Genomic DNA, 25,217 nt, shown 5'->3' on the forward strand with positions numbered 1-25,217 from the left:
CGTCTCACACCCAAAGATTGGCGTTTATTTGTTGCAGTAGAGGACCAATTTTATCTTGCTCGGGTATAGTATGTTTTACAACTTTTTCCGCAGAGTTGAATCCTACGGATTGCAGTATTGGGTTATTATTCTGTTCATCCCAATCCCAAACAGTATCAAAATCCCAATTCAGCGTGAATTCAAAAAAATACTTATTAAAATTGACAAATGAAACTGTCTGCCCGTCTTTCCCATTAGCATCATTAAGTCGCTTCACCAAAGAAGTTTTATCAAGTGATGCATTATTCGAAAATTTATTGCTGGCAAGCATCATTTCTTGAGTAGCCCCGAATACTGGACCATGAAACCCATAGATTGGCACGTTATTACCAAACGTTGAAAAAATATATCCCAATGCGCATGAATCTATTTCACTATCGTGCATAGAATAAGAAAAACAAACCCCATAAATTCGACCAAAAAACGAGTTATCATAAGAATTTTCAATTTTACCAGATATGAAACAACGCATTACTTTACTATTTGATATTTCTCTAGCTACCGCACCACCTTCATCGCGCGATTTAAAATCTAGAATAAATGCAACATCACTAACTTTACAGTCATGAACTAGATTGGCAAGCTTAGGCGAATTTGAATACCCTGATACTATACACTGTGAAATATTGCATTTCTTTATATCTTTCTTGGCAAGACTACCTTTAATATTACAACCACTGATGTCACAATCATTTGCATTACCTAAAATCATCGATTGTTCCATTACGCAACTACTTATTTTACAACTGTTTGCCTGATTGGCCAATGAAAATCCAGCTAAGTAAAGATTCTTAACAGAAGATGTTGACTGAAATGAATCAAAGAGTGACTCTGATTTTTCTCGACCAACAATAGAAAAACCGGCACCATCATAGTGCCCCTTAAAATCAATTGCAGTCCAGTTAGACACCGTAGATACATCGATATCTGCCATCTGCTTAAAATAATATCCTTGCAGCCCAACTTCTGGATTCCTTAAACGCAATAGCTCATCGAGATTATTAATTAATATGGGATCATGTTCCCCCCCCCCCCCTTTTAAGCCTTTAAATCTACTTATAAAATGGAGGTTTTCGATATTTTTAGTATATTTTATTGCAACATGAGTGTTGCTTGCATTAATATTGTTAGATTCTGCCACTTTAAGTTCATAAAGAATTTCGCTATATTTTTTTAACGTATCAAAAATAAGCTTTTTCACCTCAACCATATTATCTTGAGAGCTCCATAAACAGTTACATAATAGTACTAGGTCCGATAGGTCGATCTCATCTCGATCGTTGGTCAATGCTGATATCTTTAGCAGCCGAATAACCTTGACTACACGCCTATCAGAGATCCCCTCTCTGCGATCCTCTTTAAATAACTCTTTATGTTTTTTCAAAATATCCAAAACCGCCCTCTGGATTAATTCCGGGGTCTTTACAATAGCAATCTTATTATCCAACTCAACTAATTCACCTAATGTCAATTTATTCAATTTTTCTAACTGCTCACCTTTTCTAACGGTAAATAACTTATGCAAATTATCTTCGCTCACATAATTAACAAAGCCGCGCAGTAAAAAGCGGTCATACAGTGCACTCAATTCTTCCTGCCCAGTAGGCAATTCGTTAGACGCTGCGATCAGGCTGCGTAGCGGCACCTTCTGCACTGCTGCCCCATTGTGATAGATACGTTCGTTAAGAATGGTCAGCAAAGCATTAAGAATGGAGGAGCTGGCCTTAAATATCTCATCGAGAAACGCGACCTGCACCGATGGCAGATACCCAGCCGTATTGCGCTCAAAACGATCCTCTTTCAGTTTGGAGATCGAGAGGGGGCCAAAGATCTCCTCGGGTGTTGAAAATTTGGTCAGCAGATATTCAAAATGACTGACCCCCTCTTTGTCATCATCCTTAAGCGCCTTGGCGACCTGACGAGAAATAAGGCTCTTTGCCGTTCCCGGTGGGCCCACCAGCAGTATGTTCTCTCCCGCCAATAACGAGAGCAAAGCAAGCTTCATCGCCTCGTCGCGCTCTACCAATCCTTCGTTAAGCTGTGCCAACAGAGTTGCCAGTTTTTGTTTGATCTCGAGCATCTGCCGTTTCATCTCCCATTCAGTCACGCGTTAACCACACCACACGGTGGATTCAAATTAACCCCACCAACGCAATCTATCATGAACATCGCCAATGAGCAGGACTTCCAGCATTGTTATGTGCTCTGTATCAAATGGAAAAACATATTTTTCAGTTAGATACTGTCCCGACTGTGCTGATTCAGCCAACAACTGATTCATAATTGGTAAAAACAAGAAGGGAGCCATGATGGCTCCCTTCTTGTTTATCCATACCTCACCTGAGCATCAGGGAGTCAGCTCCCCGCGCAGGGACTGCTGCATCAGCTCGCGGATGCGCGGCGCCGGCAGATCCTGGCTCAGCAGGAAGTGCAGCTTGGTCAGCGCCGCCTCGGCGGTCATGTCGAAGCCCGAGATGACCCCGGCCCGGGACAGCGCATTGCCGGTGGCATAGCCGCCCATGTTGACCTTGCCGTGCAGGCACTGGCTCAGGTTGACGATGATGACGCCGCGGGCCGAGGCCTCGGAGAGCAGCGCCAGCATGGCCGGATTCTGCGGCGCATTGCCCACCCCGAAGGAGAGCAGGATCAGCGCCCGCACCGGCTGCTGCAGGATGTTGGCGATCACCTCGGCCGAGATGCCGGGGTAGAGGGTCACCACGCCGATGGGCTGGGGAGTGATGTCGTGCAGCACCAGCGGCCGCTCGGACGGCACCCCCAGTTCGCCCGCTTCCAGCGAGATGGCGATACCGGCATTGAGCAGCGGCGGGTAGTTGGGCGAATCGAAGGCGTGGAAGCCGTCGGCGTGCACCTTCTTGCTGCGGTTGCCGCGATAGAGCTGGTTGTTGAAGAACAGCGTCACCTCGTGGATCGGGTAGTTGGCCGCGATGTAGAGGGCGTTGAGCAGGTTCTGCTGCCCGTCGGAGCGCAGCTCGGCGAGCGGGATCTGGGAGCCGGTGATGATCACCGGCTTGTGCAGATCCTCGAGCATGAAGGAGAGCGCCGAGGCAGTGAACGACATGGTGTCGGTGCCGTGCAGAATGACGAAACCGTCGTACTTGTCGTAGTTGCCTTTAATATCCTCAGCGATGCGCTGCCAGTCCGCCGGCGTCATGTCGGAAGAGTCGATGAGGGGCGCATATTCGTGAATATGGTAATCCGGCATCTCGGGGCGATGGAACTCGGGCATCCGCGCCAGACAGTCTTCCATGAAGCCCGCCATCGGCACATAACCGTGGTCGGAACGCTGCATCCCTATGGTGCCGCCTGTGTAGGCGATGTAGATGGACTTCTTCACACCCTCTCCTCTTTGATGGGCACAACACCCGCGAATCGTGGCTCACCCGGGGCGAAACGGCGGCATCGACAGCCTGCCGCATTCGCCATGGGCCAAAAGCCCGCCCATGATAGCGCGCCGGGCCGCCGGCTCACATCCCACCAGTGCCGTCCGGCGGGCCAAAAACCGCCGAATTATAGGGACTGGCGCCCCAAATGACAGCCGGGAAATGGCCTGCGGCCGGTATTAAACGGCGACTAACCCAATAGTGTTAAATGTCACAAGATACATCAAGAGTGACCATTTATCTGACAAATGTGGATATAAGTGGTGCTTTTTGCTACTATCCGCTCGATTTTTCATAAATCTCATCTGGAAGCCTGATCCGTTCAGGCCCGCACTGGTCCCATTTTTACGTGGGGCGGGGGCATGTCGCCCCTTCTTTGTTGGCACCTGAGCCACACTGTTTTTATCCCGGCTGAATCTGTGAGTCTGCATCAACGAAAGACACAGCCAATCAACATGGGAGTACTGAATGCTACAACTTGATTCCTACGCCACCCTGGTCGCAGCCACCCTGGTGTTGCTGCTCGGTCGTTTGCTGGTGACCCGAGTCGGGCTGCTGCGAACCTTCAACATCCCCAAGCCGGTTGCCGGCGGCCTGGTGGTCGCCCTGGTGCTGCTGCTGCTGCGCTCCACCCTGCAGATGGAGCTGCAGTTCGATACCAGCCTGCAAACCCCGCTGATGCTGGCGTTCTTCGCCTCCATCGGTCTCTCCGCCGATCTCGCCAGCCTCAAGCGCGGCGGCAAGGCGGTGCTCACCTTCCTGCTGGTGGTCACCGGTCTGCTGCTGGTGCAAAACAGCCTGGGCGTGGGTCTGGCGACCCTGCTCGGTCTGGATCCCCACATGGGGCTGCTGGCCGGCTCCATCACCCTCTCCGGTGGCCACGGCACCGGGGCGGCCTGGGGCGCCACCTTCACCGAAAAATACGGGGTGCAATCCGCCGCCGAACTGGCCATCGCCTGTGCCACCTTCGGCCTGGTGCTGGGCGGCCTCATCGGCGGCCCGGTCGCCCGCTATCTGGTGAAGAAGGTGAAGGTACCCGGCGAGGAGCACAACCGGGATGACGCGCCGCAAGGCTTCGAGATGCCGGACATGGAGCGCCCGCTCACCACCTTCAGCCTGATCGAGACCCTGGCGCTGATCGCCATCAGCCTGAAGGGAGGCGAGATGCTCTCCGCCTACCTCAAGGGCGGCGCCTTCGAGCTGCCGGTCTTCGTCTGCGTGCTGTTCGTCGGCGTGCTGCTGCGCAACGTGCTGACCCTGCTGAACTGGCACGAGGTGAGCGACCGCGAAGTCTCCCTGCTCGGCAACGTCAGCCTGTCGCTGTTCCTGGCGATGGCGCTGATGAGCCTGCGACTGTGGGATCTGGCCAACCTGGCGCTGCCCATCTTCATCCTGCTGGCGGCCCAGACCGTGGCCATGGCGCTCTACGCCATCTTCGTCACCTTCCGGGTGATGGGCAGCAACTACGATGCGGCCGTGCTGGCGGCAGGCCACTGTGGTTTTGGTCTGGGGGCCACCCCCACCGCCATTGCCAACATGCAGGCCATTACCCAGCGCTTCGGCCCCTCCCACCTGGCGTTTCTGGTGGTGCCCATGGTCGGCGCCTTCTTCATCGACATCATCAACGCCATGGTGATCAAGCTGTTCCTGGCACTGCCCTTCCTGTAATTCCTTTCCCGTCAGACGTCTATGAACAGAGCCCACCCCTTGGTGGGCTCTGCCTTATTCTGCTCGCCAGCGGCGCTACGCCCCACCCTTCATGGCTGCCCGCGGCGAGACGCATAAACAAAAAGCCCCGCACTCGGCAGAGTACGGGGCTTTGTCATGGCGGCCGTGCTCGCCGCGTTCAAACACTTACAGGATAAAAGTCGAGACCTGCTGGTTCAGGTCGGTGGCCCGGCCCTTGAGGCTTTCGGCCTGATCCAGATCGCGCATGGCGGCGGCGGTGATCTCGTCACTCACATCCTTGATGGCGGTGGTGTTCTGGGTGATCTCGCCGGTCACCTGGGTCTGCTCCTCGGCGGCGGTGGCGATCTGACCCGCCATGTCGGAGATGAGCGACACCGCCTGGGTGATCTCTTCGAGCGCGGCGGCAGCGGCATCGGCGTCTTTCACGCTGTTGTCCGCCAGCCCCTGGCTGGTCTGCATCAGGCTCACCGCACGGGCCGTGGTCTGCTGCAGGGTCTCGATGGTGGACTGGATCTCCTGGGTGGAGTCCTGGGTACGGCGCGACAGCACCCGCACCTCGTCCGCCACCACCGCGAAACCGCGACCCTGTTCACCGGCGCGGGCCGCTTCGATCGCTGCGTTCAGCGCCAGCAGGTTGGTCTGCTCGGCGATGCCCTGAATGGTGGAGAGGATGCCGGAGATAGCCTGGGCGTGGCGGCTCAGCTCGCCGATCACCTCGGTCGCCTGCCCCACTTCCTCGGCCAGACCGTTGATGGACTGACGGGTCTGGTTCACCAGCATCTTGCCCTGCTCACTGCTCTGGGCGGATTGCTGGGCCGCGGCGGCGGTGTTCTCGGCGTTGCCGGCGATCTCCATGGTGGCGCTCGCCATCTCGGTGACGGCGGTGGCGACCATGGTCACCTCCTGCTGCTGGCGCTGCAGCTCGTCCACGGCGGCCTGGTTGGTCACCAGACTGCGCTCGGCATCGGCGTTCAGCTCGTTGGCCAGCTTGCGGATATTGCCGATCAGCTGGTGCTGGCTGCCGACGAAGCGGTTGAAGCTGTTGGCCAGCTGACCCACTTCGTCGTTGGTGTCGATCTTGATGCGCTGGGTCAGATCGCCGTTACCGTCGGCAATGCGCGCCAGGGCCTGGGAGACCTTGCTGAGCGGGCCGAGCAGCATGCTGACCAGCCAGGAGATGGCGAGGATACTGCCCACCAGCACCAGCAGGGCCAGGCCGAGCTGGGTCATCAGCAGGGAAGAGAGCGGCGCCTCCAGGGTCTCCTTGTCCAGCACCAGCACCAGTTCCCAGTCGGTATCGGGGATGTCCACCGCCCACAGCAGCTTGTCACGCCCTTCGTTGTCGAAGTAGGCCGGCACCAGGCTGTTGCTGGTCTTGCTCTGCTCGATCAGGGCATTGGTCAGATCGTTGTCGATCTCGGTGGCCGGTTTCATCGCCTTGGCGGCGTCCTTGTAGGCGATGACGGTGCCATCCTTGTGCATCATGATGGCGAAACCGTCGGCCGGCAGCTTCATCTTGGTGACGTCTTCCACCAGCGAGGCGATGGAGAGGTCTCCGCCGACCACGCCGCCCTGAGCCGGCTGGGCCAGGGTCACCACCATGATGTTGTAGGCCACATCCAGATAGGGTTTGGTCACGATCAGGCCGCCCTTGCTCATGGCTTCCTGATACCAGCCGCGGGAGCGGGGATCGTAACCGTCGCGGTTGATGGAGGGATCGGAGTCGTTCATCTTGCCGCCGCTCTCGCCAAAGTAGGTGAGCTGGAAGCGGCCGGAGACTTGCGCCTGTTGCAGGGCGTTGAGGGGTTCGGCACCGGCCTTGTTGCCGAGCGCCTGAATCACGTCGCGACGGGCCGCGAGCCAGTCACTGACACTGGCGGCCTGCTGGCTGCCGAGGCGTTGTACCTGTTCCTGACTGCCTTGCAGCAACAGGGACTTCTGGCTGGTATAGCTCTGCCAGGAGAGCAGCAGGATCACCAGCGACAGGGCGATCACCACCGACAACAGTATCTTCTGCTTGAGTGATAGGTTTTTCATCATGCGTTCTTCTTATGAGGTCAGGAACAGGATTTCCCAAAAAGTGCACAGCACTGCGTAGTTATTAACGACCCGTCGGCGCAAAACTAAACCGGAAAATGGGCCGGCGGGCGATATTTTCCACCGAGTTGGGGAAAACTGCACCAGAAATTGACTACGAGGCACGCACAAGGACAGCCGACCCTGTTTATTCCTTCCACAATTGGCTAGAATATCCCGTTTTTAAATCACATCGACCCCGAGAGTTTTCACGATGTTTGAAGTCAATCCTGTATTAAACAAGCTTAAGGAGCTGTCTGAGAGGACCGAGCTGCTTAGGGGGTACCTTTGACTATGACGCCAAGAAAGAGCGTCTAGAAGAGGTCAACGCCGAGCTGGAACAGCCGGACGTCTGGAATGAACCCGAGCGCGCACAGGCGCTGGGCAAGGAGCGCGTGGCGCTGGAAAACGTGGTCGGCACCATCGACACCCTGACCCAGGGCGCTGACGACGTGGCCATGCTGGTCGAGCTGGCCGTGGAAGGTGAAGACGAAGACACCTTCAACGAAGCCGTGGCCGAAGCCGACGTGCTGGAAACCAAGCTGGTGGATCTCGAGTTCCGCCGCATGTTCTCCGGTCAGCACGATCCCTCCGACTGCTACATCGACATCCAGTCCGGCTCCGGTGGTACCGAAGCGCAGGATTGGGCCAACATGGTCCTGCGCATGTACCTGCGCTGGGGCGATGCCCACGGCTACAAGCCAGAGCTGATCGAATGCTCCGAAGGCGACGTGGCCGGCATCAAGTCCGCCACCATCAAGTTCACCGGTGAGTATGCCTTCGGCTGGCTGCGTACCGAGACCGGCGTCCACCGCCTGGTGCGCAAATCCCCGTTCGATTCCGGTGGCCGTCGCCACACCTCGTTCTGCTCGGTGTTCGTCTACCCCGAGATCGACGATGACATCGACATCGAGATCAACCCGGCCGACCTGCGTATCGACGTCTACCGTGCCTCCGGCGCCGGTGGTCAGCACGTCAACCGGACCGAATCCGCGGTACGTATTACCCACATTCCTACTGGGGTCGTGGTACAGTGCCAGAACGATCGTTCCCAGCACAAAAACAAAGATCAGTGTATGAAGCAGCTGAAGGCCAAGCTCTACGAGCTGGAAATTCAGAAGCAGAATGCCGAGAAGCAAGCCCTCGAAGAGACCAAGTCCGATATCGGCTGGGGCAGCCAGATCCGTTCCTATGTGCTGGATGATGCGCGCATCAAGGATCTACGTACCGGCGTCGAAACCCGCAACACCCAGGCGGTACTCGACGGCGACTTGGACAAGTTTATCGAAGCTAGCCTGAAATCAGGCCTGTAAAAAAACAGAACAGCAGGAATCACCATGTCTGAACAAACCACTACTCCGGAAGTCGACCAAACTCTCGATCTGAACAACGAGATGCAGGAGCGTCGTTCCAAGCTGGCCGCCTTGCGCGCCCAGGGCAACCCCTTCCCCAACGACTTCCGTCGTGACAGCCTTTCCGGCGATCTGCACGCCGAGTTTGGTGACAAGAGCGCCGACGAACTGGCCGCACTGGGTAAACGGGTGAAGATTGCCGGTCGCATCATGACCCGCCGGATCATGGGCAAGGCATCTTTCGCCACCCTGCAGGACATGGCTGGCAAGATCCAGGTCTACGTCACCCGTGACGACCTGCCGGAAGGCTTCTACAACGAGCAGTTCAAGAAGTGGGATCTGGGCGACATCGTGGGTGTCGAAGGTACCCTGTTCCGCACCAACACAGGCGAACTCTCCGTTCATGTCTCCGACATTCGCCTGCTGACCAAGGCCCTGCGCCCGCTGCCCGAGAAGCACAAAGGTCTGACCGACCAGGAAGCCCGCTGCCGTCAGCGTTACCTGGATCTGATCGCCAACGAAGAGTCCCGCAAGACTTTCGTGACCCGTACCAAGGTCGTGGCCGGTATCCGCAAGTTCCTGAACGACAAGCGCTTCATGGAAGTGGAAACCCCCATGATGCAGGTCATCCCGGGTGGCGCCTCTGCCCGTCCGTTCATCACTCACCACAATGCGCTGGACATCGACATGTACCTGCGTATCGCTCCGGAACTCTATCTGAAGCGTCTGGTGGTCGGTGGTTTCGAGCGTGTGTACGAGATCAACCGCAACTTCCGTAACGAAGGTATCTCCGTTCGCCATAACCCCGAGTTCACCATGCTCGAGTTCTATATGGCTTACGCCGACTACATCGATCTGATGGATCTCACCGAAGAGATGCTGCGCACCCTGGCGCAGGATATCCTGGGCGACACCAAGATCCGTTACGCCAAAGAGGGCGAAGAGGGTCTGACCATCGATTTCGGTCAGCCGTTCCAGCGCCTCTCCATGGTTGACTCCATCCTGAAGTACAACCCGGATGTGACCCGTGACGATCTGGCGACCCTGGAGAAGGCCACCGCCGTCGCCAAGCGCCTGCACATCGAGCTGATGAAGAGCTGGGAACTGGGCCACGTGATCACCGCGATCTTCGAAGAGACCGTGGAGCACATGCTGCTGCAACCGACCTTCATTACCGAGTACCCGGCCGCCGTTTCTCCGCTGGCCCGTCGCAACGACCAGAACCCGGACGTCACCGACCGCTTCGAATTCTTCATCGGCGGCCGCGAGCTGGCCAACGGCTTCTCCGAGCTGAACGATGCGGAAGATCAGGCCGAGCGCTTCCAGGCTCAGGTTGACCAGAAAGCCGCAGGCGATGACGAAGCCATGTTCTACGACGCCGACTTCGTGACCGCACTGGAACACGGTCTGCCACCGACTGCCGGTCAGGGTATCGGTATCGACCGTCTGGTGATGCTGTTCACCAACAGCCACACCATCCGCGACGTCATCCTGTTCCCGGCTCTGCGTCCACAAAAGTAAGAGCCGCAGAAACAGGGCCGCAGCAAAACGCTGCCGTCCATGGCAATCAAAACGCCCCGCAATTGCGGGGCGTTTTTTATGGCAGGCACAAACCGCTGACGAACCTTCAATACACCGCCAGCTTGCCGCTTATAAGGCCGGCAGCAGCCACTCCCCCTGCCACAAGGTGATGGCCTGACCGGCCATCAGCACCCGATTCTCCTGCAGTTCTAGCCGCAGCTCACCACCCCTTGCCGAGATCTGACGGGCCCGCAACTGCCGCTTGCCGAGCCGTTCGGCCCAGAAGGGCACCAGGGCGCAGTGGTTGGAGCCGGTCACCGGATCCTCATCTACCCCGACCCAGGGGGCGAAGTAGCGGGAGACAAAGTCATGGTCCGGGTCGCGCGAGGGCGCCGTCACCATCAGGCCGCGACCGGGCAGCGCGCGCAGGGCCTGAAAATCGGGAGTGAGCGCGCTAACCTCCTCCTCGCTGGCCAGCGCCAGCAAGAACTTGGCGCCAGCCGCCAGGGTTTGCAGCGGCCGGCAACCGACCGCAGCCGCATAGGCCGGATCCAGAACGAGCGGCGCCGTGGCAATGCGTGGGAAATCGAGCCAGATCCACTCCCCTTCGCACTGGGCCAGCAGCTCGCCGCTGCGGGTCTCGAAGCGTATGACCTCATCCCCGGCCACCGCCCCCGTCTGCCACAGTACGTGGGCCGCTGCCAGGGTGCCGTGGCCGCAGAGATCCACTTCCAGCTCGGGGGTAAACCAGCGCAGCTGGTAGCGGGAATGGCCAAGGGGCACCAGAAAGGCGGTCTCCGACAGGTTGAACTCGGCCGCCATGGCCAGCAAGGTGGCATCCGGCTGACTCGGCCCCAGCGCCACCACCGCCGGGTTGCCGCTAAATGGCTGCCGGCTGAAGGCATTGACATGAAACAAGCTGATGGTCGACATTCACGCTTCCTGTGTGGGTAATACGGGTTCATTCATCGCCCTTTATACCATGAGAGCCCTGTCGACCTGAGTCGCCTTGCGCCCCTCTCCATCGCCTTTTTAATGCAGTAATAGAATAAAAAAGACATTTTTATTCTTTGTTGTTATCCATCACACCCCTTAACCTGACCAAAAATCAGACCATGGAAGACGTGTGTGATGCAATTGAAGGACTCCCTGACCAACCTGACTCCCCTCTCCGACGAGCAGCAGCGACAGCTGAGCCAGGCGCTATCGACCCTCAACACCCAGCAACTGGCCTGGGTCAGCGGTTATCTCTACGGTCTCTCCCAGGCGGGCAGCCAGCCGGCCGTGACCGGCGCAGCCGCCACTGCCCCCAGCGGCAATCTGACCATTCTCTACGGCTCCCAGACCGGCAACGCCAAAGGCGTGGCCAGTGCCATCAAGGCGCAGGCCGAGGCCCGTGGCCTGCCGGTGACCCTCACCTCCATGGCGGACTACAAACCCAAGCAGCTCAAGAAAGAGACCCACCTGCTGGTGGTAGTGAGCACTTACGGGGAGGGTGAACCGCCGGAGAGCGCGGTCGATCTGTTCGAGCAGCTCAAGAAAGGCAAGGTCGGCAAGCTGGAAGGGCTCAAGTTCGCCGTGCTGGGGCTGGGTGACAGCTCCTATGAATTTTTCTGCCAGACCGGCAAGGACTTTGACAGCCTGCTGACCAAGGCAGGCGCCGATCGGGTGCATGAACTCGCCAGCCTGGACGTGGATTATCAGGATGCCGCCAAGGCGTGGGGCGAACAGGCGCTCAATGCCATTGCCGCCACCCTCTCCGCCGGTCCTGCCGGCAGCAGCGTGGCCAGTGCGGTACAGCAGGCGGTCGGCCACAGCCAGTACAGCAAGGAGAACCCCTTCCCGGCCAGACTCTCGGTCAATCAGAAGATCACCGGCCGCGACTCGACCAAGGATATCCGTCACATCGAGATCAGCCTTGAAGAGTCAGGCATCCGCTACCAGCCGGGCGATGCCCTCGGCATCTGGTTTGACAACGACCCCGCACTGGTAAACGAGGTGCTGGCGCTGGCCGGTCTCTCCGGCGACGAGGCCACCGCCCGCGGCAGCCTGCGCGAAGTGCTCAGCCGCGAGCTGGAGCTGACCCGCTTGCACGGCGGCTTCATCACCGGTCTTGCCGAGATCTCGGGCAACGCAGCACTGAAAGATCTGGCTGGCGACAAGGCCCAGGTCAACGCGCTGGTGGCCTCTGCCCAGGTGGTGGATGTATTGAAACGCTTCCCGACCGCGCTCACAGCCGAACAGCTGCTTGGCCTGCTGCGCCCGCTCACCCCGCGCCTCTACTCCATCGCCTCCAGCCAGAGCGAGGTGGAAGAGGAGGTGCACCTGACCGTCGGCGTGGTGCGCTACCCACAGGAAGACGGCACTGTGCGCAGCGGCGCCGCCTCCTCCTACCTGGCGGACAGGCTGGCTGAAGATGCCGAGGTGCGGGTGTTCGTCGAGCACAACGACAACTTCCGCCTGCCGTCAAACCCCGACACCCCCGTCATCATGGTGGGCCCGGGTACCGGCATCGCCCCGTTTCGCGCCTTCCTGCAGGAGCGCGAGGCCCAGGGGGCCGAAGGCAACAACTGGCTGTTCTTCGGCAACCCGCACTTCACCCAGGATTTCCTCTATCAGGTGGAGTGGCAGCGCTATGTGAAGAGCGGGCTGCTCAGCAAGATCTCGCTGGCCTTCAGCCGGGATCAGGCCGAGAAGGTCTACGTACAGCACCGCCTGCGCGAAGCGGGCCAGGAGCTCTATCAGTGGCTGGAAGCAGGCGCTCACTTCTATGTGTGCGGCGATGCCAACCAGATGGCGAAAGATGTGCAGGAAGCCCTGCTGGATGTGATTGCGGAACATGGCCACAAGAGCCGTGAGGAAGCAGAAGAGTATTTGAGCGAATTGCGTCGTGCCAAACGTTATCAAAGGGATGTCTATTGATGAGCAAGCAACTTATTCCGGGACCGGTGGAAGGACCGCTGGCCGACAACGAACGTCTGAAACGCGAGAGCGATCATCTGCGCGGCACCATAGCGCAGGATCTCACAGACCCGCTCACCGGTGGCTTCAACGGCGACAACTTCCAGTTGATCCGCTTTCACGGCATGTACCAGCAGGATGATCGCGACATCCGCCCGGAGCGCACCGCCCAGAAGCTGGAGCCGCTGCACAACGTCATGCTGCGCGCCCGCCTGCCCGGTGGCATCATCACCCCGGCCCAGTGGCAGGTGATCGACAAGTTCGCCGAGGATCACAGCCTGTACGGCAGCATCCGCCTGACCACCCGCCAGACCTTCCAGTTCCACGGGGTGCTCAAGCGCGACATCAAGATGATGCACCAGACCCTCAACAGCACCGGCATCGACAGCATAGCCACCGCCGGCGACGTGAACCGCAACGTGCTCTGCACCAGCAACCCGGTGGAATCCGAGCTGCATCAGGAGGCCTACGAGTGGGCCAAGAAGATCTCCGAGCACCTGCTGCCCAAGACCCGCGCCTACGTGGAGATCTGGCTGGACGGCGAGAAGCTGGGGGGTGACGAGGAGCCGATCCTGGGTTCCAACTACCTGCCGCGCAAGTTCAAGACCACTGTGGTGATCCCGCCCCACAACGACGTGGACATCCACGCCAACGATCTCAACTTCGTGGCCATCAGTGATCACGGCAAGCTGGTGGGCTTCAACGTGCTGGTGGGCGGGGGTCTGGCCATGACCCACGGCGACACCAGCACCTACCCGCGCAAGGCGAGCGATTTCGGCTTCGTGCCGCTCTCCCACGTGCTGGAAGTGGCGGCCGCCGTGGTCAGCACCCAGCGCGACTGGGGCAACCGGGTCAACCGCAAGAACGCCAAGACCAAGTACACCCTTGAGCGCGTCGGCGTCGAGGCCTTCAAGGCCGAGGTGGAGAGCCGCGCCGGCATCCAGTTCGGACCGGTACGCCCCTATGAGTTTACCAGCCGTGGCGATCGCTTCGGTTGGGTAGAGGGGATCGACGGCAAGCACCACCTGACCCTGTTTATCGAGAACGGCCGCCTGCTGGACTTCCCGGGCAAGCCCCTCAAGACCGGCATGCTGGAGATCGCCAAGGTCCATCAGGGGGATTTTCGCCTCACTGCCAACCAGAACCTCATCATCGCGGGCGTGCCTGCCGGCGAGAAGGCCCGCATCGAAGCGCTGGCGCGTCAGTACGGCCTGCTGGATGACGGCGTGAGCGAGCAGCGCAAGCAGTCCATGGCCTGTGTGGCCCTGCCCACCTGCCCCCTGGCAATGGCCGAGGCCGAGCGCATGCTGCCGGCGTTTGTCACTGACATCGAGGGGCTGCTGGCCAAGCACGAGCTGGCGAACGATGCCATCATCTTCCGGGTCACCGGCTGCCCCAACGGCTGCGGCCGCGCCATGCTGGCGGAGGTGGGTCTGGTGGGCAAGGCGCCGGGGCGCTACAACCTGCATCTGGGTGGCAACCTCGAGGGGACCCGCATCCCGCGCCTGCACCTGGAGAACATCACCGAGCCGCAGATCCTGGCCGAGCTGGATGCCCTGATCGGCCGCTGGGCCAAGGATCGCAACGCGGGCGAGTGCTTCGGCGACTTCGTCATCCGCGCCGGCATCATAGCCCCGGTCATCGACTCCGCGAGGGACTTCTATGCAGCCTGATCAGACCGATACAGAGCGGCTGGCGCGCACCGCCGACGGCCGGCTCGACCTCGACGCCCTGCTGGCCTTGAGTCGCGAGGAGCAGGTCGAAGCGCTGGCCCCCATCAATCGGGCTCTCGATGCCATCAGCGCCCCCGAGCGGGTGCGCTGGGCCCTGGCCAATCTGCCGGGGGAGCACGTGCTGTCATCGAGCTTCGGCATCCAGGCAGCGCTGATGCTGCACCTGGTGAGCCGCGAGCGGGCCGGTGTGCCGGTGGTGCTGACCGATACCGGTTATCTGTTCCCCGAGACCTACCGTTTCATCGACGAGCTGACCGAGCGGCTCGCCCTCAACCTCAAAATCTACCGGGCCGAGCTCAGTCCGGCCTGGCAGGAGGCCCGCTTCGGCCTCCTGTGGGAGCAGGGGGTAGAGGGGATCACCCGCTACAACCAGCTCAACAAGGTGGAGCCGATGGACCGCGCCCTGAACGAGCTCGGCGCCCGCACCTGGTTCTCCGGCCTGCGCCGGGAGCAATCCGGCAGCCGGGGCAAGTTGCCGGTGCTGGCCATCCAGCGCGGCCGCTTCAAGTTCCTGCCGGTGATCGACTGGAGCAACAAGGACGTCTTCTACTACTTCAAGGAGTTCGACCTGCCCTACCACCCCCTGTGGGAGCAGGGCTACCTCTCGGTGGGCGACGTGCACACCACCACCAAGTGGGAGCCCGGCATGAGCGAGGAGCAGACCCGCTTCTTCGGTCTCAAGCGCGAGTGCGGCCTGCACGAGGAGAACGGCGAGAACGACGGCTCCGGCATCTGAGCCAGAGGGCCCACCCGCACGGCGCCCATAAAAAACGCCCGGCAACAGCCGGGCGTTTTTCTTTGCGCAAAAGGGTGGCATTCCACCCCTCATTACTTGGCGGCGGCACGCGCCTGGGTCAGCCAGTCGTTCACCAGCGCCTCGTGGCCCTTGAGCCAGGCGTCGGCATGCCGCTCCACGTCCGCCGGCTTGTTCTGCCCCTTGTTCATCAGGCCGTTCTGGACGTTGATGTCATTGAGCGGCAGCTTGACGATGGAGAACAGCCTGGCGGCTGCCGGGTTGGCCTCGGCGAACTGCTTGTTGGCGACGATGTGCATGGTGTTGACCGGGAAGCCGTAGTTCTTGCCGTTCGGCAGCCGGGTCTTGGCCGCATCAGGGCCGTCGGCGGGCACCTCCAGCCACACCACGTCCTTGCCCGGCACCAGCTCGCTGCTGAGCCAGTAGGGGGTCCAGGTGTAGTAGAGCACCGGCTTGCCGGCCTGGTAACGGGCGCGGGTGTCGGCGATCAGCGCCGCGTAGTTGCCCTGCTTGTGGGTGACGGTCGGGGTCAGGCCAAACCCGGCCAGATGACGGTTGATCGCCTCTTCACAGCCCCAGCCCGGGTTGCAGCCCACCAGGTCGGCCTTGCCGTCACCATCGCCGTCAAACAGCGCCGCCAGCTTGGGATCCTTGAGCTGACCCAGGTTGGTGATGCCGTAGCGGGTCGCGGTCTGCTTGTCGATGAGATAGCCCTGGGCGGCCCCGGCCACATAGGTGCCCTCACGGAAGAACACCTTGTCGCCCCCCGCCTGCTCATACTTGTTGTTCTGCAGCGGTATCCAGTTGAAGGCGAGGAAAGTGCCATCCCCCTGCGCCACCGAGGCGTAGGCCACGTTGTAATCCACCTCCTGGGCCGGCTGGACGTCGTAGCCGAGGCGTGCCATCAGCTTGCTCACCAGCAGGGTCTGAAAGCTCTCCTCCGGCAACGAGCTCTGCAGGGGCTGGACGCGCACGCCCTCCCCCGGCAGCTCGGTGCTGGCCATGGCGAGCGGGCCGAGCAGTTGGGAGCTTAACAGCAGGGAACCCAGGGTCAGCGTCTTGGTGATGAGTCTCATGCATTTACTCCTTTGTAATCGATAGACTTGTCGCGGCCGAGCAGGCGCAGCAGCAGGGCGGCGGGGCCACGCTGATACCAGCGGCCGCTACGGCTGCGATCCGGCTGTCCCATCGCCTGGGTCAGGCGGTCGAGCACGATGGCCAGCAATACGATGCCGAGGCCGCCGATGGAGGCGAGCCCCATGTCGAGCCGGCCGATGCCACGCAGCACCATCTGGCCGAGGCCCCCCACCGCGATCATGGAGGCGATCACCACCATGGAGAGTGCCAGCATCAGGGTCTGGTTGACCCCGGCCATGATGGTGGGCATGGCGAGCGGCAGCTGTACCTTGAACAGCAGCTGGGAAGGGCTGGCACCGAACGAGTGGGCAGCCTCCACCAGATCCGCGGGCACCTGGCGAATGCCCAGCATGGTGAGCCGGATCATCGGCGGCAGCGCGAAGATGACGGTCACCACCACCCCGGGCACGTTGCCGATGCCGAACAGCATGACGATGGGGATGAGGTAGACGAAGGCCGGCGTGGTCTGCATCGCATCCAGCAGCGGCCGGGTCCAGCGCGACAGTCGCTCGCTCCTCGCCAGCAGGATGCCGACCGGCAGCCCGATCAGCACGCAGAAGAACAGCGAGGTCAGCACCAGCGACAGGGTCACCATGGCATCGGACCAGGCGCCGATCAGGCCCACCACCACCAGTGAGAACAGGGTCCCCAGCGCCATGCGACCGTTCACCAGTTGCCAGGCGATCAGGGTCAGCAAGCCGATCATCAGGGTGGAGGGCACCGTCTGCAGCAGATGGGTCATGCCGCCCAACGCCAGCTCCACCGGTGCACGGATCAGCTGAAACACGGGACGCAGGTTGTCCACCAGCCAGCCGATGCCGCCCTCGACCCAGCTATCCAGCGGCACCAGCGCCTGCTGGAAGGGATCCAGCCAGTCGACGTTGGCTGTGGTGTCGACCGCCTCGATCTGGTTCTGCCAGTCGGTAGCCTCAGTGTCGGTACTGCCCCAGGGATCGGCAACCTCGGTGGCAGCCGCAGTGGCCCCCCAGGGGTCGACTGCCGCCTCATCGGCACGCAGGGAGGGACTCGCCAGCAGCACCAGGGCCAGCAGCCCGCTCAGTAAAAAATAGGGATTCATCCGCTTCATGCCGGGGTACTCCTGTCCAGGGTGTTCAGCAGGTTGGCCTTGGAGATGAGGCCCAGGTAAGTACCATCCTCCTCGACCACGGGCACCTGACAGGGGGCGGCCGCCACCTGGCTGATCAGTTCGTTGAGGGCGGTGTCCGCCAGAATGGGCTGGATGTCTGCCAGCAGCGCCTGCTCCAGGCTGCCTTTGGCCCTGACCGCCTGACCGAGCGACTCCACCGAGACGACCCCGATGAAGCGGCGCCGGCGATCCACCACGTAACCGAACTCCCGCTCCTGCTCCTTGAGCTGGCGCAGGGCGTTGCCCGGCCCGTCGGTGGTGTGCTTCTTGATGAGCGGCATCTGCTTGCGGCTGGCCACATCGCGGGCGCTGAACACGTTGGCCAGATCCACCCCGCGAAAGAAGGCGCGCACATAGTCGTTGGCGGGCTGGTTGAGGATCTCGTCCGGGGTACCGACCTGCACCAGCTGGCCGTCCTGCATGATGGCGATGCGATCGCCGATGCGCATCGCCTCGTCCAAATCGTGAGAGATGAAGACGATGGTGCGCTGCTGGCTGGCCTGCAGCTTGAGCAGCTCATCCTGCATCTCGGTGCGGATCAGCGGATCCAGCGCCGAAAAAGCCTCGTCCATCAGCAGGATGTCGGGGTCGTTGGCGAGTGCGCGGGCCAGGCCGACCCGCTGCTTCATGCCGCCGGAGAGGGCATCGGGGAAGGCATCGATCCACTGACCCAAGCCCACCTGATGGAGCGCCTGACGGGCGCTCTGCTGGCGCTCCGCCAGCGGCACACCGGCCAGCTCCAGCCCGAAGGCGGTGTTTTCCAGCACGCTCAGGTGCGGCATCAGGGCGAAGGACTGGAATACCATGCTGATCTTTTTGCGCCGTACCTGACGCAGCTCGCTGTCGGAGATGGCGGCGATATCCTCGCCATCGATCAGCACCTGGCCGCGGGTCGGCTCGATCAGCCGGTTGAAGAGACGCACCAGGGTGGATTTGCCCGAGCCGGAGAGGCCCATCACCACGAAGATCTCCCCTTCGTCGATGGCCAGATTGACATCCTGGACCCCCAGGGTCTGCCCGGTTTTTTGCAGGATGCTGGCGCGGTCATGCCCTTTCGCCAGCAATTTGAACGCTTTTTCCGGCTGATCGCCGAAGATTTTGTAGAGTGATTTAACCTCGAGTTTGACTGTCATATTGTCCTTTTTTCTTGGCCGACAACTTGCCTGGCAAACCGTCGAACGTGAGCCAATTACTTTTAACACTAAGTAATTTTCAGCCAAAACAAAAGAACCAAAAGAGTCCACACAAAAAGAGAAAATCATAATTAATTGATTTTTAAGGATTATTAAACACCATAAAAATTCATCAAAAGATGGTGCAAGACTCTATATCAGGCCATGAAATGCAAACAAATTCAATCGAAATGCCGGATTGGTTGAGGAAGAAAGCCGGGAAAAGGACAAGATAATGCGCCAGACAAGGAAGGCACCTCGCGTATCTGCCAAGGGCAATAAAATGATTAGACAGCTAATTATTTTCAAGTCCGCTTTAGGGAGAAAAACAGAGAGGGCGCAGGTCAATCGATGCCCTGACCAACGGCTCCATTCATCCCTCGCGCGGCAGCTACGGACAACAAAAAGGCCCCTTGTGCAGCACAAGGGGCCTTTTATCTGCCAGAGCGGTAACGTCCCCCGTCAGCGCCGCTGCCAGGTTTCGAAACAGTAGGAGTGAGGGTTCTTCTCGTCGGGCTGATGTGACTCGCGCTCGATGCACGACCAGTCACCCTCGTCGAAGGCCGGGAAACGGGTATCCCCCTCCACCGCCAGATCGATGCGGGTCAGATAGAGCCTGTCGGCCCGTGGCAGCAGCTGGCCGTAGAGATGACCGCCCCCGATCACCATCAGCTCGGCCACGTCGCTGCCGGCCAGCAGCGCCAGCGCCGCGTCCACCGAATCGATGACCTCCACGCCGTCGGCCCGGTAGTCGGGGTTGCGGCTGATCACCAGATTGCGGCGGCCAGGCAGCGGCCGTCCGATGGATTCAAAGGTCTTGCGCCCCATCAGCACCGGCTTGCCCAGGGTCACCCGCTTGAAGTGGGCCAGATCCGCCGGCAAGTGCCAGGGCATCTGGTTGTCCAGCCCTATCACCCGATCGTGGGCCATGGCGGCAATCATGGAAATCATCATGGGGTCAACCTCTCGAACCGTCGGTCAGATAATGGGGCGGTTACGGTACACGACCAGAGAGGGGATCGCCAAACCGAAACTGAGGGCCCCCACGATAAACAGCGCCTTGAGGCCGTTTTCCACCGCGCTCTGGATAAGCTCCATGGTCACTCCGGAGATATTGAGCTCTACCACCGCGATCATCGCCTTGAACGCATAGCTGCCCGGGATCATGGGGATGATGGAGGCGACGCTGAACACCGGGCGCGGCGCCAGCAACCGGCGCGACCAGTAGACGCAGACAAAGCCGACCGTGGTCGCCGCCGCCAGGGTGGCCCACTCGATGGGCATGCCCTGATGGATCAGCAGGGTGCGCAGACTGTGAGCCAGCGCGCCGCCCATGGCGCAGTACTTCAACATCCGTGGCGGCACGTTGAACAGCATGGCAAACCCCACCGCCGGAATGGCCGACCAGAAGGCATCCTTGGCCAGCAGCCAGATGAAATCCATCATACCTTCCACCCCCAGATGCCGGTCACCGACATGGCGAGAATAATTCCTATCGCCGCGCTGATGGTCAGCAGGGTCGCCGTGCCCCAGCGGGCCAGCCCCATGTTGAAGTAACCCTTCACCATGTCGGAGACCGCGTTGATGAGCGGAAAGCCCGGCACCAGCAGCAGTACGCTGGCCGCCATGGCGAGATAGGGCTGCGCCCCCCAGTTGAAGAAGGTGGCGCTGGAGGCGAGCAGGGTGGCGATGAAACCGGTGGCCGCAAAGTTTATGAGGGGGCTGTGGTGATGGCGGGCGATCAGCTGGCGCACCCGCATGGCGACCGAGGCCGAGAAGCAGGTTACCAGAAAGATGGGCCAATCACCGCCGAACAGCAGGCTGAAGGCGCCGCAGGAGAGCCCCACCATGGGCACCACCAGCCAGGGGTGATAGTGGAACGGCACTATGGCATCGAGCCGCTGACGCACTTCTCGCGCGCCGATCAGTTCCTTCTCCGCCATGATGCAGATGCGCTGGATCTCGCACACCACCTGCATGTTGATGCCATGCTCGCGCACCCGCCGGGTGGTGGTGACGCAACTGCCCTGATAGAGGCTGGTGAGCACGATGGCGCTGGAGGAGATGGCCATCTCGACGCTCTCCAGCCCGAGCGCCATGCCGAGCCGGACCGTGGTCTGCTCGATGATGCGACTCTCGGCGCCGAACTGGGCCAGCATCTGGCCCACCTTGACGATAATGCGGGTGATCTCCGTCTGCTGCTCCCGCGACAGCACCCGTCTTGGTGTGATACTTCTCATAATCCCTTCGAGTCGTAGCAAATTAAAAAAGTCTCGCCATATTAGCCTAACAATCGGCGCCATACATCTACACATATCACGCCAATAACCAAACTCAAATAAAATAAAAGGCGACACAAAAATACATCAAATGGATTACAAATCACGCCAAACTGTTCAACGTTCGTCAGCCGGCCTCACCCGGCAACTGCGCAGAATAACGGGAATATATTTCAATGATTGCTCTGGAATAATATTATTTTTTCTTGCGGTAATAATTGCTGAAATAGAGGACATTGTTCTCCTTATATTCCGGCAATGGTTCAGCATAATCAGGATCATTGAGATGAACCATTTCACAGCGCATGGAATAAAAGGAGTCGTGCATCATGGCGGCAATCCGGATGCAGCTGTCCAGATTGTTTTTGGCCAGCTGACGCTGACAGTCGATGCGAAATTGCAGGCCGCGCAGACGCATTTGCTGCTGCGGGCTGACCCGGTCGATCAGCCCCTCAATCTGCTGCTGCAGCAACTCGTCGAGCCGCTCGGGCTCCGCCACCGCCAACCGTTTCAAGGTATCAAAATCAGGCAACTCCATATGCCCTCCCGCGGCCAGCCGCTGCATGGTGATACTCAAACAACAACAATCGGTTCATATTTTCACCAATCGCATATGGAGTTATATAAGCCGAACCCCGCCGCGGTTCAATCTGCCCAGCCCGCTTTCCCCTCCTCTTGCGCCAAAAGATGACGGTGAGGCGGGAACCCAGACGGGTTATTCGTTATGGATCAACCGATTATTCCTGAATATCGATGGCGGGTTCGTTTATACATTTTTGGCACGGCAATATGCCGATGTTATGTCTTATTGAAAGGAGGCTGCCAATATGGTTTGCCATTTGACGCTCGCCTTCGCGCCACCATCCGGCTGGTTTAACATATCTTGCTGATTATGTTATTTTATTTGCCACTTATAGCGGCAACCAAGAGCAGACCATGAGCAAGGCAAGAATCGGTATCGTCACCGTCAGCGATCGCGCCAGTGTAGGCATCTATGAAGACCTGTCCGGCAAGGCCATCATCGACACGCTGAACGCATATTTGACCTCGGCGTGGGAGCCCGTCTATCAGGTGATCCCCGATGAACAGGAGCAGATCGAAGCGACCCTGATCCGGCTGGCGGACCAGGAGCAGTGCAGCCTCATCGTCACCACCGGCGGCACCGGGCCGGCCAAGCGGGACGTCACCCCGGAGGCCACTGAAGCCGTGTGCGATCGCATGATGCCGGGCTTTGGCGAGCTGATGCGGGCCGAATCCCTCAAGTTCGTGCCGACCGCCATCCTGTCGCGCCAGACCGCCGGCCTGCGCGGCAGCTCGCTCATCGTCAACCTGCCGGGCAAACCCAAGTCGATCCGCGAGTGCCTGGATGCGGTCTTCCCCGCCATCCCCTACTGCATCGACCTGATGGAAGGCCCCTATCTCGAGTGCGACGAGACCGTCATCAAGCCGTTTCGTCCGAAGAAATAAAAGCTGGGCGGGGATTTGCCCCGCCCTTTGCTTATTTGCGACCGTATACCTTGACCCCAGCCTTGCTCCCTTCCGAATTGCCGTACACCTCGATCCGCTTGATGCAGAGCCGGCTGCCGAGGGATTTCCACCCCGACTCCTGATCCTCTTTCAGATCCTTGTCAAAATAAAGGGTCTTGCTGCGATCGTTGCCATAAAACACCTTGACCCGCTCCAGGGTCAATTCCCGCCCAGCCTTGACCATGATCGATTTGGTCGGCCGGCAGGCGAGCATGGGAATGATGGCGGGATGATCGCCGACCCCGAGCAGAATGGTCTTGCCCAGCCGAAATTCATCATCGGCCATAGCCGGGGCGGCCAGCGCCCACAACAAGCTGGATAACAGAACGCCCTGCAGGACACGCAGCCGCGCGGCGGCACAAGAAAAACCAGATAACAAAGACATGATGCCTCCCGAAAAAAACGGGGGGCATATTAATTCATCAAGGCTAAACCCAGCCTGTACCGGCGCCCTGCCAGGCAGGGCACCGACACTCAGGGCCAGCGTTTGAAGATGAGGGAGGTGTTGATGCCACCGAAGGCGAAGTTGTTGGACATCAGATACTCCACCGCCAGCGTGCGGCCGCTGCCCACCACGTGATCGAGCGGGGCGCAGGCCGGGTCCGGCTCGGTCAGGTTGATGGTGGGGGCAAACCACCCCTCCTGCATCATCTCCAGCGCCAGCCAGGCCTCGATGGCACCGCAGGCCCCCAGGGTGTGGCCGAAGTAGCTCTTGAGCGACGAGATGGGGGTACGGTCGCCGAAGATGGCGGCGGTGGCGTGGCTCTCGGCGATGTCGCCGCGCTCGGTGGCGGTGCCGTGAGCGCTGATGTAGCCGATGTCGGCGGCCGCGAGCCCGGCCTGGGCCAGAGCCATCTCCATGCAGAGCTGCATGGTCTCCTGCTGGGGCTGGGTCACGTGGGCCGCATCGCAATTGGTGGCAAAGCCCACCAGCTCGGCGAGGATGGTGGCGCCGCGCGCCTGCGCATGCTCCAGCTCCTCCAGCACCAGGGTGCCGGCCCCCTCGCCTATCACCAGCCCGTCCCGCTGCCGGTCAAACGGACGCGGTGCCAGCTCGGGGTTGTCGTTCATCTGGCTGGTGGCAAACAGGGTATCGAACACCACGGCCTCCGACGGGCAGAGCTCCTCCGCCCCGCCGGCCACCATCAGGGTCTGATAGCCGTGCTTGATCGCCTCATAGGCGTAGCCGATGCCCTGGCTGCCGGAGGTACAAGCGCTGGAGGTGGGGATGACCCGCCCGCGCAGGCCGAAGAACAGCCCGGTGTTGACCGCCGCCGTGTGCGGCATCATCTGCACATAGGTGGTGGCCGTGATGCTGGCGGTGCTCTTGTCGTTGAGCATGACCCCGAAGGCGCGGATAGGATCCGTGCTGCCAGTGGAGGAGCCGTAGGCGATGCCGGTACGCCCGTCGGTGAGCGCCGGGTTGTCCAGCAGCCCCGCCTGCGCCAGTGCCAGCTCGGTGGCGACGGTTGCCAGCTGGGACACCCGCCCCATGGCGCGGGTCTTCTTGCGCGGATAGTGGGCCGGCAGCGTGAAGTCCGGAATGGGGGCCGCCAGCCGGGTGTTGAGGCCGTCGTAGATGGCCCACTCCGGCATGTTCACCACGGCGTTGCGCCCCGCCTGCAGGCGAGCCCGCACGCTCGGCCAATCCTGCCCGAAGGCGGTCACCCCGGCCATGCCGGTCACCACGACCCGCTTCATACCATGCCTCCGTTGATGGAGATGACCTGGCGCGTGACATAGCCGGCGATGTCGGACATCAGGTAGGAGACCAACCCGGCCACCTCGTCGGCCTGCCCCATCCGCTTGAGCGGGATCAGCTTCATCGCCTCCGCCTTCACCTCTTCATCCACCATGCCGGTGTCGATGAGGCCGGGGGCCACGCAGTTGACCGTGATCTTGCGCTTGGCAAGCTCCAGCGCCAGCGCCTTGGTGGCGCCCATGATGCCCGCCTTGGCGGCGCTGTAGTTGACCTGGCCCCGGTTTCCCATCAGCCCGGACACCGAGGAGATGGTCACGATGCGCCCGCCCCGGCGCAGGCCGATCATCGGCATGATGCAGGGCTTGAGCAGGTTGTAGAAGCCGTCCAGGTTGGTGTGCAGCACCCCGTCCCACTCCTCGTCGGTAAGGGCGGGGAAGGCGCCGTCACGGATGATGCCGGCGTTGCAGACTACGCCGTAATAGGCGCCGTGCTCGGCCATGTCGGACTCCAGCTGCACGCGGCAGCCCTGCCGATCGGCAATGTCGAACTGAAGCAGGCGCCCCTGCCCACCGGCCGCCTGCAGGCTGGCCAGAGTGGCTTCGGCCCCGGCTCGATCGCTGTGGTAGTGCACCACGATGGAAAAACCGTCGGCCGCCAGCTTGAGGGCGATGGCGCGGCCTATCCCCTTGCTGGCGCCCGTGACCAATACGCTAGAGATCATGAAGCT

22 protein-coding genes are annotated in these 25,217 nt (G+C 60.3%); 7 read left to right on the forward strand and 15 right to left on the reverse strand.

From position 1 onward, the window contains the following. Positions 1-4: 4 nt before the first annotated feature. Genes AHA_RS17015 through ansA form a run of 3 tightly spaced genes read right to left on the reverse strand, consistent with a single transcriptional unit; the run spans position 5 to position 3,394 of the window. Positions 5-2,119 carry an AAA family ATPase gene (locus AHA_RS17015; RefSeq protein WP_011707129.1) on the reverse strand — a complete coding sequence of 705 codons (2,115 nt, stop codon included), beginning with the start codon at positions 2,117-2,119 and terminating at the stop codon, positions 5-7. Between the two features lie 57 nt (positions 2,120-2,176). Continuing rightward, positions 2,177-2,347: a hypothetical protein gene (locus AHA_RS17020; RefSeq protein ID WP_164927730.1), complete on the reverse strand. Its 171-nt coding sequence runs from the start codon at positions 2,345-2,347 to the stop codon at positions 2,177-2,179. 39 nt (positions 2,348-2,386) lie between these two features. Next, positions 2,387-3,394 (reverse strand): asparaginase, encoded by a 1,008-nt coding sequence (gene ansA, locus AHA_RS17025; RefSeq protein WP_011707130.1) that lies wholly within the window; start codon positions 3,392-3,394, stop codon positions 2,387-2,389. Positions 3,395-3,908: 514 nt separating this feature from the next. Here ansA and gltS point away from each other — a divergent pair. After that, complete coding sequence (gene gltS / locus AHA_RS17030; protein WP_011707131.1) at positions 3,909-5,108, forward strand: sodium/glutamate symporter; 1,200 nt, start codon at positions 3,909-3,911, stop codon at positions 5,106-5,108. Between the two features lie 186 nt (positions 5,109-5,294). Here gltS and AHA_RS17035 read toward each other — a convergent pair whose 3' ends face one another. Then, complete coding sequence (locus tag AHA_RS17035) at positions 5,295-7,166, reverse strand: methyl-accepting chemotaxis protein (protein WP_011707132.1); 1,872 nt, start codon at positions 7,164-7,166, stop codon at positions 5,295-5,297. A gap of 253 nt (positions 7,167-7,419) precedes the next feature. Between AHA_RS17035 and prfB the strand changes: the two genes are divergently transcribed. Continuing rightward, positions 7,420-8,518 (forward strand): peptide chain release factor 2 gene (prfB, locus tag AHA_RS17040; RefSeq protein ID WP_011707133.1). Its coding sequence is split into 2 segments (ribosomal slippage): positions 7,420-7,494 and positions 7,496-8,518, totalling 1,098 coding nucleotides; the frame shifts between segments, so codons are not numbered across the junction. A 24-nt stretch (positions 8,519-8,542) separates the two neighbouring features. After that, entirely contained in the window at positions 8,543-10,078 is a 1,536-nt protein-coding gene (gene lysS, locus AHA_RS17045) for a lysine--tRNA ligase (RefSeq protein WP_011707134.1), read from the forward strand. Between the two features lie 129 nt (positions 10,079-10,207). On the opposite strand, the gene AHA_RS17050 is transcribed toward lysS, so the two are convergent. Further along, positions 10,208-11,011: a PhzF family phenazine biosynthesis protein gene (locus AHA_RS17050; protein WP_011707135.1), complete on the reverse strand. Its 804-nt coding sequence runs from the start codon at positions 11,009-11,011 to the stop codon at positions 10,208-10,210. Positions 11,012-11,209: 198 nt separating this feature from the next. On the opposite strand from AHA_RS17050, the gene AHA_RS17055 reads away from it, so the two are divergent. The 3 genes from AHA_RS17055 to AHA_RS17065 are packed head-to-tail and all read left to right on the forward strand — an operon-like array spanning position 11,210 to position 15,508. Beyond that, a complete protein-coding gene (locus AHA_RS17055) occupies positions 11,210-13,000 on the forward strand; it encodes an assimilatory sulfite reductase (NADPH) flavoprotein subunit (RefSeq protein ID WP_164927808.1) in 1,791 nt (596 codons plus the stop codon). Further along, positions 13,000-14,712, forward strand: a complete 1,713-nt coding sequence (gene cysI / locus AHA_RS17060; RefSeq protein WP_011707137.1) for an assimilatory sulfite reductase (NADPH) hemoprotein subunit — start codon at positions 13,000-13,002, stop codon at positions 14,710-14,712. Before AHA_RS17055 ends, cysI begins: the two co-directional genes overlap by 1 nt. Then, the gene (locus AHA_RS17065; RefSeq protein ID WP_011707138.1) at positions 14,702-15,508 is read left to right on the forward strand and encodes a phosphoadenylyl-sulfate reductase; all 807 of its coding nucleotides are present in this window, start codon (positions 14,702-14,704) and stop codon (positions 15,506-15,508) included. The genes cysI and AHA_RS17065 overlap by 11 nt, the downstream gene beginning before the upstream one ends. Before the next feature lie 92 nt (positions 15,509-15,600). Here the strand turns inward: AHA_RS17065 and proX are convergent, their stop codons facing one another. The 7 genes from proX to AHA_RS17100 form a co-directional block, all read right to left on the reverse strand. Next, positions 15,601-16,602: a glycine betaine/L-proline ABC transporter substrate-binding protein ProX gene (gene proX / locus AHA_RS17070; protein WP_011707139.1), complete on the reverse strand. Its 1,002-nt coding sequence runs from the start codon at positions 16,600-16,602 to the stop codon at positions 15,601-15,603. Continuing rightward, positions 16,599-17,750: a glycine betaine/L-proline ABC transporter permease ProW gene (proW, locus tag AHA_RS17075; RefSeq protein ID WP_011707140.1), complete on the reverse strand. Its 1,152-nt coding sequence runs from the start codon at positions 17,748-17,750 to the stop codon at positions 16,599-16,601. The genes proX and proW overlap by 4 nt, the downstream gene beginning before the upstream one ends. Further along, positions 17,747-18,943 (reverse strand): glycine betaine/L-proline ABC transporter ATP-binding protein ProV, encoded by a 1,197-nt coding sequence (gene proV, locus AHA_RS17080; RefSeq protein WP_011707141.1) that lies wholly within the window; start codon positions 18,941-18,943, stop codon positions 17,747-17,749. Before proV ends, proW begins: the two co-directional genes overlap by 4 nt. A gap of 501 nt (positions 18,944-19,444) precedes the next feature. Continuing rightward, positions 19,445-19,936: a type 3 dihydrofolate reductase gene (gene folA / locus AHA_RS17085; RefSeq protein WP_011707142.1), complete on the reverse strand. Its 492-nt coding sequence runs from the start codon at positions 19,934-19,936 to the stop codon at positions 19,445-19,447. A 24-nt stretch (positions 19,937-19,960) separates the two neighbouring features. Next, the gene (locus tag AHA_RS17090; protein ID WP_011707143.1) at positions 19,961-20,428 is read right to left on the reverse strand and encodes a threonine/serine exporter family protein; all 468 of its coding nucleotides are present in this window, start codon (positions 20,426-20,428) and stop codon (positions 19,961-19,963) included. Further along, positions 20,425-21,222, reverse strand: coding sequence for a threonine/serine exporter family protein (locus AHA_RS17095; protein ID WP_011707144.1), 798 nt, complete (start codon positions 21,220-21,222; stop codon positions 20,425-20,427). The genes AHA_RS17090 and AHA_RS17095 overlap by 4 nt, the downstream gene beginning before the upstream one ends. Positions 21,223-21,457: 235 nt before the next feature. Continuing rightward, the gene (locus tag AHA_RS17100) at positions 21,458-21,799 is read right to left on the reverse strand and encodes a DUF3135 domain-containing protein (protein WP_011707145.1); all 342 of its coding nucleotides are present in this window, start codon (positions 21,797-21,799) and stop codon (positions 21,458-21,460) included. 398 nt (positions 21,800-22,197) lie between these two features. Here AHA_RS17100 and mog point away from each other — a divergent pair, with 398 nt between their 5' ends. Further along, complete coding sequence (gene mog / locus AHA_RS17105) at positions 22,198-22,728, forward strand: molybdopterin adenylyltransferase (protein ID WP_011707146.1); 531 nt, start codon at positions 22,198-22,200, stop codon at positions 22,726-22,728. Positions 22,729-22,759: 31 nt separating this feature from the next. Here the strand turns inward: mog and AHA_RS17110 are convergent, their stop codons facing one another. From AHA_RS17110 to AHA_RS17120, 3 genes are all read right to left on the reverse strand, one after another. After that, the gene (locus AHA_RS17110; protein ID WP_039214738.1) at positions 22,760-23,173 is read right to left on the reverse strand and encodes a DUF2541 family protein; all 414 of its coding nucleotides are present in this window, start codon (positions 23,171-23,173) and stop codon (positions 22,760-22,762) included. An 89-nt stretch (positions 23,174-23,262) separates the two neighbouring features. Further along, positions 23,263-24,489 carry a beta-ketoacyl-ACP synthase gene (locus AHA_RS17115; protein WP_011707147.1) on the reverse strand — a complete coding sequence of 409 codons (1,227 nt, stop codon included), beginning with the start codon at positions 24,487-24,489 and terminating at the stop codon, positions 23,263-23,265. After that, entirely contained in the window at positions 24,486-25,211 is a 726-nt protein-coding gene (locus AHA_RS17120; RefSeq protein ID WP_011707148.1) for a 3-ketoacyl-ACP reductase FabG2, read from the reverse strand. Before AHA_RS17120 ends, AHA_RS17115 begins: the two co-directional genes overlap by 4 nt. Positions 25,212-25,217: the final 6 nt, after the last annotated feature.

The organism is Aeromonas hydrophila subsp. hydrophila ATCC 7966, assembly GCF_000014805.1.
GTDB lineage: Bacteria > Pseudomonadota > Gammaproteobacteria > Enterobacterales > Aeromonadaceae > Aeromonas > Aeromonas hydrophila.